Source organism: Enorma sp., from assembly GCF_982429025.1.
Map to the genome: position 1 here is coordinate 1 of NZ_CEWCAA010000073.1, position 7,637 is coordinate 7,637.

Below are 7,637 nucleotides of genomic sequence, written 5' to 3' on the forward strand. Positions count from 1 at the left end.
TCATACTGCTCAATTCCCGATGCACATTCTGCTCAAAACTACTTGACTAAACACAGGCGGCGACAGATACTCACGAATCGCAAAAGCGCTGCGTTGTTCCTCCGGTTGGTTGCGGCAAGCGTGTCACAGCGCTAACAAGCTCCTAACACTTGTGAAGACGCGGCGATGCCGGCGCGCGTGTGAATGATATTGCACGCTGTGTGCAATAATACTCAGCGCGTGAAGGAATGGGCCTTCGCACACGAGAAAGATGGTATATGGTTCCATCTGCATCAGCAGCGGTAACGGCACCTGCGGCGGAGCTGGTCCGGCAGGTGCCCCCGGCAACCCTTTCGATGGCTCCCGCGACTCCGGCGCCCGCTAAATGCGACCGTCGCAGCTTGCGTTCGCAGCGTATGCTGCGCCGGGCGCTTGCAGAGCTGGTCGGCGATGGCGAGGACGTAAATGCGGTCACGGTCGCCGCGCTCACGGAGCGCGCCGGCCTCACGCGCCGCACGTTTTACACGCACTACCGCGATATCCCTGATTTCATCGAGCAGGTCGAGGCGAACATCTTGGACGAGATTCGCGCTCGCATCGCCCGCGTTGCCGCGGCGGATCTTGCCTCTCTGTACCGCAACATCGAGGACCTCGAGCCTGCCCCCGGCTCCGTCGAGCTGCTCGCCTATCTGAAACGCGACGGTGCGGTGATCGGTGCGCTGCTGGGCCCGGGCGGTGACCCTGCGTTCGTCCAGCGAATCATGGATATCGCTCGCGACACGGTTGCCGATCGCATGAAAACGGGCATCTTCCCCGGCGTGCTCGGTGCATTCTTCGACTACTACCTTGCCTACGTGGTCGCCGCGGAAATGGGCATCGTACAGAGGTGGTTCGCGAGGGGGCTGCGCGAGACCCCCGAAACGATGGCGCGCATCATGACGGTCGCGGCGTTCGTGCGCCCGGGCGACCTCTATGGCAAGCCGATTGATATCAACGTGCCGGAATACGGCATGAAGCTCATGGGGCTGAACCTCTTCGGCCCGCTAGATGACGCAACGGATGATGCTGACATCAAGGAGGACTTCAATGGTTAAGATTCCCGTGATGGGCGAAGTGGACGAGATGTCCGAGCAGGAGATGGCTGCCGGGGCGCCGGCCACGACGGCGGACGCGGTGTCAGACGGTGCAATCTGGAATCCTGATGCCGCGACAAGCAAACTGCATTTAGGCATCGACGTGGGTTCCACCACCGTCAAACTCGCCGTGCTGAACGATGAGAACCAAATCGTCTACGCCAAGTACCAGCGCCACCACACCGACGTGCGCGCTTGCGCCCGCGACCTCTTCGTGCAGGCGGCCGCGGTGCTTCCCGAGGCGCAGATGACCTGTGCCATTACAGGCTCTGGCGGCTTGCTCCTGTCGCAGTGGCTCGGCCTTGAGTTCGTGCAGGAGGTCATCGCGAGCAAGCGCGCCGTGGAGACCATGATCCCCCAGACCGACGTGGCAATTGAGCTCGGCGGCGAGGACGCCAAGATCATCTACTTCGACCAGGGCATCGAGCAACGCATGAACGGCACCTGCGCCGGTGGCACGGGCGCGTTCATCGACCAGATGGCCACGCTGCTCCACACCGACGCCTCCGGCTTGAACGAGCTCGCCAAGGGCGCCACCACCATCTACCCCATCGCGAGCCGTTGCGGCGTCTTCGCCAAGTCCGACGTGCAGCCGCTCTTGAACGAGGGCGCGCACCAGGAGGACGTGGCCGCGTCCATCTTCCAAGCGGTGGTAACGCAGACCATCTCGGGCCTCGCGTGCGGCCGCCCCATCCGCGGCAATGTGGCCTTCCTCGGTGGCCCGCTCCAGTATCTCTCCGAGCTGCGCGAGCGCTTCTACATCACACTCGAGCTCGATGAGGAGCACCGCATCGTGCCCGAGAACGCGCACCTCTTCGTAGCAAGCGGCGCCGCCATGGCGCACGAGTCCGAAAAGCTCAGCACCTTCCCCGAGCTCATCGCCGCCATCGATGCGCTCGGCGACACCCAGGGCTCCGAGGTGGCGCGCCTGGATCCGCTTTTCGCGACCGATGCCGACTACAAGGAGTTCAAGCAGCGCCACGACCGGGAAGTCGTGCCGCGCGGCGAGCTCGAGGGCTACGAGGGTCGCGTGTTCATCGGCCTGGACGCCGGTTCCACCACCATGAAGGCCGCAATGGTGGGCGAGGACGGCCAGCTCCTCTACACCTGGTATGGCAACAATAACGGCGACATCTTGGGCACGGCCAAGACCATCATGGCCGATTTCTACGCGCACATCCCCGCGAGCTGCACCATCGGCCACGTGACCACCACGGGTTATGGCGAGGCGCTCCTCATCGAAGCGCTCAAGGCCGATTCGGGTGAAATCGAGACCGTCGCCCACCTGCGCGGTGCGAAGGCCTTCCTGCCGGGCGTGCAGTTCATCTTGGACATCGGTGGCCAGGACATGAAGTGCCTGCGCGTGGCTGACGGCGTTATCGAGCACATCATGCTCAACGAGGCCTGCTCCTCGGGCTGCGGCTCCTTCATCGAGAGCTTCGCCGTGTCCATGGATATGGGGGTCGAGCAATTCGCGCGCGAGGCCATCGGCGCCCTGCAGCCCGTCGACCTGGGCAGCCGCTGCACCGTGTTCATGAACTCCCGCGTGAAGCAGGCACAGAAGGAAGGCGCCACGGTGGGCGACATCGCCGCGGGCCTGTCCTACTCCGTGATTAAGAACGCCCTGTTCAAGGTCATCAAGCTGCGCGATCCCAAAGAGATCGGCACGCAGGTGATCGTCCAGGGTGGCACCTTCATGAGCGACGCGACGCTGCGCGCTTTCGAGCTCCTTACCGGCGTGAACGCCGTGCGTCCGGACATCGCGGGCTGCATGGGCGCTTATGGGGCGGCCCTGCTCGCGCGCGACCGCGCCGGCGCCGAGGGTACCTCGAACATCCTCTCCGCCGAAGAGATCGCCGCGCTTACCGTGACCCAGCGTCATGCACGCTGCGGCCGTTGCTCCAACAACTGCCAGCTCACCATCAACGACTTCGGCGGTGGCCGTCGCTTCATCACGGGCAACCGCTGCGAGAAGGGCGCGGGCAACCACGCCAAGAAGCAGGAGGTGCCGAACCTCTTTGCTGCCAAGAACGACCTGCTCTTCAACCGCTCCGTGCTGGCGGAGGAGGACGCCCCGCGCGGCACCGTGGGCATCCCGCGTGCCCTCAACATGTACGAGAACTATCCGTTCTGGCACGCGTTCTTCACCAAGCTGGGCTTCCGCGTGGTGCTCTCGGACGATTCGAGCAAGAAGACCTACGACGCAGGCATCGAGTCCATGCCGTCCGAGTCCGTGTGCTACCCGGCCAAGCTCAGCCACGGCCACGTGATGAACCTCATCGACAAGGACGTCGATTTCATCTGGATGCCGTGCATCCGCTGGGAGCGCAAGGAGGACCCGGCGGCGGGCAACTGCTACAACTGCCCCATCGTCATGAGCTATCCCACGGCGCTGGGCTTGAACATCGACGAGATTGCGAGCAAGAACGTCGAGTTCATGTACCCGTTCGTGCCGTATCACGACAAGATCGAGCTCAAGCGCCGTCTGTACGAGCTCATCGCCGTCGAGCGCGTGCAGGATGCGGAGGAGGGCCGCGGCCGCGTGCGCGGGCCCAAGATCACCCGTTCCGAGATCGATGCCGCAGTGAACGCCGCCTACGAGGAGGACGCGCGCTTCCATGAGCGGATTCAGGAGATGGGCGAGGAGGCCATTCACTGGATCGAGGAGCACGGCGGCCACGGCATCGTGCTCGCCGGGCGCCCGTACCACAACGACCCGGAGATCAACCACGCTCTGCCCGAGCTCATCACGAGCTTCGGCTTCGCGGTGCTCACGGAGGATTCCGTCGCACACCTCGTGAAACCCGACCGGCCCATCCGCGTGGTCGACCAGTGGATGTTCCACAGCCGCCTCTACCGTGCGGCCAAGCTTGTGACGCTCCGCAACGACCTGGACCTCATCCAGCTCAACTCCTTTGGCTGCGGCCTTGACGCGCTCACCACCGACCAGGTGCAGGAGATTCTCGAGGGTTCCGGCAAGATCTACACCGTGCTCAAGATCGACGAGGTCTCGAACCTGGGCGCTGCGCGCATCCGCATCCGCTCGCTCATGGCTGCCTTGAAGGACCAGGAGGCCGAGCGCGCTGCCGAGGCCGCCCGCGCCGGCGAGGTCTATGAGCAGGGCGACGCCGCCCCCGTGGCGCCGAGCGAGGATGCCCCGGCGTTCTCCACGCACAAGTACGCGCTTTCCGCGCAGCGCCGCGCCAACTCGGCCGCCTTCCCCAAGGTGCAGTTCACCGAGGAGATGCGCGAGCAGGGCTACACGATTCTTTGCCCGCAGATGGCGCCCATCCACTTCGACCTGGTCAAAGAGGTCATGAAGGCGGCGGGTTACAACTTTGTGCTGCTGCCCTCTACCGACCGCGGCGCCGTGGAGGCGGGCCTGCGCTACGTGAACAACGACATCTGCTACCCGTCGATCCTCGTGACCGGCCAGATTATGGAGGCCATCGAGAGCGGCAAGTACGACCTTAACCGCACCGCCGTGATCATCTCGCAGACAGGCGGCGGCTGCCGTGCCACCAACTACATCGCGCTCATCCGCAAGGCGCTGCGCGAGAGCGGTAACCCTCAGGTGCCCGTGATCAGCCTCTCGGCCGTGAAGCTCGACGAGCAGAATCCCGGCTTCAAGCTTACGCCGGGGCTCCTCAAGGCCGCCGTGTACTGTGTGCTTTTCGGTGACGTGATGATGCAGATGCTCTACCGCACGCGTCCGTACGAGGCTACGCCGGGCTCTGCAAACGCGCTCTTCGAGGAATACATGGAGCGCGCCCGCAAGCTCGCTCCCAAGTTCACGCGCCGCTCGTTCACGCGGCTCTCGCGCGAGGCGATCCACGCGTTCGATACGCTGTCGCTCGTGGGCGAGGGCACCAAGCCGCGCGTGGGCGTGGTAGGCGAGATTCTCGTCAAATTCCACCCCACGGCGAACAACCACGTGGTCGAGGTCATTGAGTCCGAGGGCTGCGAGGCCGTGGTGCCGGGGCTCCTCGACTTCTTCCTGTATTCCATGTCGAATGCCAAGGTGCAGAAGGACGAGCTGGGGAGCTCCGCCGCATCGCGAGCCACCATGGATGCCGTCATCGGCCTGGTCGACTGGATGCGCAAACCCGTGGATGAGCTGCTGGAGCGGAGTGCCCGATTCGAGCGCCCTGAGCCCATTAGCGTGATGGCTCAGAAGGCCACGCAGGTTCTTTCACTTTGCAACAACATGGGCGAGGGCTGGCTGCTCACTGCCGAGATGCTCGACCTCATCGACCACGGCGCGCCGAACATCATCTGCACGCAGCCGTTCGCATGCCTGCCGAACCACGTGGTGGGCAAGGCCGTGATCAAGGAGCTGCGCCGGCAGCACCCCGAGAGCAACATCGTGGCCGTGGACTACGACCCGGGTGCTTCGGAGGTGAACCAGCTCAACCGCATCAAGCTCATGATCAGCGTGGCGAAGGAGAACCTGCGCGCAGGGAAGGGCTTCACCATGGAGAGCGTGAAGCCGCTTGCGATGGATATGGATGACAGCAAGTTCCGGCCGTATCACGGAGATGATGCGGGGAGTGGCGCGCGCGGCGGTGCCGGCGCGGCCGACGGCTCGTGTTCTGCGTGCGGTGCCGTTACCGATGACGCCGTGGCGGCCGTGGCCGAGCGTTTGGGCGAGGGAGTCAAGTAGCGCTGCCGGTGCCCGACGATGCTGCCGGCGCCGGGCGGTGCCAGGCGGTGCCGCTTCTCTCGGTTGGGGCGGGCGGCGCTGCTGCTTTCAGCTGGGTCGGGTGATGCCGCTTTCAGCCGTCTGCGGGCGGCGCTGCTACCTCCTGATGATGTCGGGCGCCCCCTTTGCGAAGGCGCTCCCCTTTGCGGGGGCGCCCGATTTTGGGCGGAGCCGGCTGCGGGGGCGCTTCTCTTTGCGGAGGGTGCCCGCTCCGGGCGGCGTTCTCGGGCGTAAAAACGACAAAATGAATCTTTCATGCCGAATTACGCAATAAGGAGCATTTTTCTACGTCTTATTGCGTAATTCGGCATGTAGAATGAGCGCTACAAACTTAGTCTCGTGGTCGGGGGTGGCGCTATGCGGAGGTCGAAGCGCTGGGCGGAGCTCGAGCAGCTCATTCGTGATGAGCAAGGGCGTGGCAGGTGTTTTGCCGCTCGCGACCGGAATGAGGTGCAGCTGTTGCGGCGGCACGTTGCTCAGGGTGTCGTGGTAGAGCCGTTCCCACGTCTGTTCGCAACGAACGACTACTGGAATGCGCTGCTGCCCGATGCGCGGCACCTTCATATCGTGCGGGCGCTTGCTGCACGCGACCAGGATATAGTGTTCTGCTCCCATAGCGCGGCGCTCATCCATGGCCTGCCCGTCTCCTACCATCTTCTCGATGCAGTTCATTGCGTTACGAAGGCATCCGCGCCGTCAAAGAGCCGAGGAATGCTCAAGAGGCACGGCATGACGCCGCACGAGATTACCTGCGTCGATGGCGTGCGTGTGATATCGCTGGTAGAGGCCGCGGTGGATTGTATGGTGTCGGCGCCGTTTGCAGATGCGCTGGCGGTGGCGGATGGGCTGCTCCGCACGTTCGATATCGATCGGGACGTTCTGAAATTCATCGTTGAGGAGCTTTCCGGATCGAAGCATGGCGCCGCGATTGCTCGGCGTGCCGCGGCTTTTGCCGATGGAAGGGCAGAGAGCGGCGGCGAGTCGATTGCGCGCGCCGTGATGATTGAGGCGGGCATGGCTCCGTCTGATATCCAGCCTGCGTTCTCGGATCCTGTTGAGCCCTGGCGAGAGGTGCGGCCAGATTTCCTCTTCCTTCTGAAAGACGGATCTGCGGCCTTGGGTGAGCTCGACGGATTGGATAAGTATGACGATCCCGAACTCACACAGGGGCGGAGCACGACTGAGGTGCTCGCGCGTGAGCGTCGGCGCGAGTCGCATCTAACGCTGCTCGGCATGCCGGTGGTGCGGTTTTCCATGCATGACGTTCTCACTTCGGGTCGGCTTGTCTATCTGCTCTCCGTGGGAGGCGTTACGCCTTCTACGCTCGCTCCGGGCGACTATCGAGCGACCGGCGACGGCAGGCCGAAGAAGTAGTTGACAAGCCCGCTACAAATGCTCATGTACGGTAAAGAAGCAAGCAACCGAAAACAATAGATAGACCGCCAGCACTACACTATTCCGAACCAAAGACCAAAAGATAAGCATTTTGAGAAAATCTAAACTTTTGGATTTTCCTACAATGCCGACTACGGCGGAATCCCTCCCACTCCTTATATATTTCTTTCTGTATACATTGAATTTGTATTTAGTAAAATGCAGACAACACCACGGATCGGCTTTTGGCTGGACAATTCCAACCAAACACCGCAGCAGACAGTAGAAACCATTCTGAACGTTAGGAAGCCGGTATGATTGTTACATATAAGGGGAAGAAAAATTTCTTTTAGATACTTGTTTTCCTAAAACTGATGTGATATAATAATTCAAGTCCAGAAAAGGAGTAAAAAATATGCGGCAAGGTATTCTTAAATAAAACTATAATC

3 protein-coding genes are annotated in these 7,637 nt (G+C 62.3%); all 3 read left to right on the plus strand.

The features are described from left to right. Window positions 1-257: 257 nt before the first annotated feature. The 3 genes from AC1VS5_RS09215 to AC1VS5_RS09225 all read left to right on the plus strand — a co-directional run bounded on the left by AC1VS5_RS09215 (window position 258) and on the right by AC1VS5_RS09225 (window position 7,188). Entirely contained in the window at window positions 258-1,073 is an 816-nt protein-coding gene (locus AC1VS5_RS09215) for a TetR/AcrR family transcriptional regulator (protein WP_481218435.1), read from the plus strand. Beyond that, entirely contained in the window at window positions 1,066-5,775 is a 4,710-nt protein-coding gene (locus AC1VS5_RS09220; RefSeq protein ID WP_481218436.1) for an acyl-CoA dehydratase activase-related protein, read from the plus strand. Before AC1VS5_RS09215 ends, AC1VS5_RS09220 begins: the two co-directional genes overlap by 8 nt. A 396-nt stretch (window positions 5,776-6,171) precedes the next feature. Next, a complete protein-coding gene (locus AC1VS5_RS09225) occupies window positions 6,172-7,188 on the plus strand; it encodes a hypothetical protein (protein ID WP_481218437.1) in 1,017 nt (338 codons plus the stop codon). The last annotated feature ends 449 nt before the right edge of the window (window positions 7,189-7,637 follow it).

Excerpts from the sequence above, each read along its gene's own strand:
- AC1VS5_RS09215 (WP_481218435.1), top strand. The coding sequence starts at position 258 with ATGGTTCCATCTGCATCAGCAGCGGTAACGGCACCTGCGGCGGAGCTG.
- AC1VS5_RS09220 (WP_481218436.1), top strand. The coding sequence starts at position 1,066 with ATGGTTAAGATTCCCGTGATGGGCGAAGTGGACGAGATGTCCGAGCAG.
- AC1VS5_RS09225 (WP_481218437.1), top strand. The coding sequence starts at position 6,172 with ATGCGGAGGTCGAAGCGCTGGGCGGAGCTCGAGCAGCTCATTCGTGAT.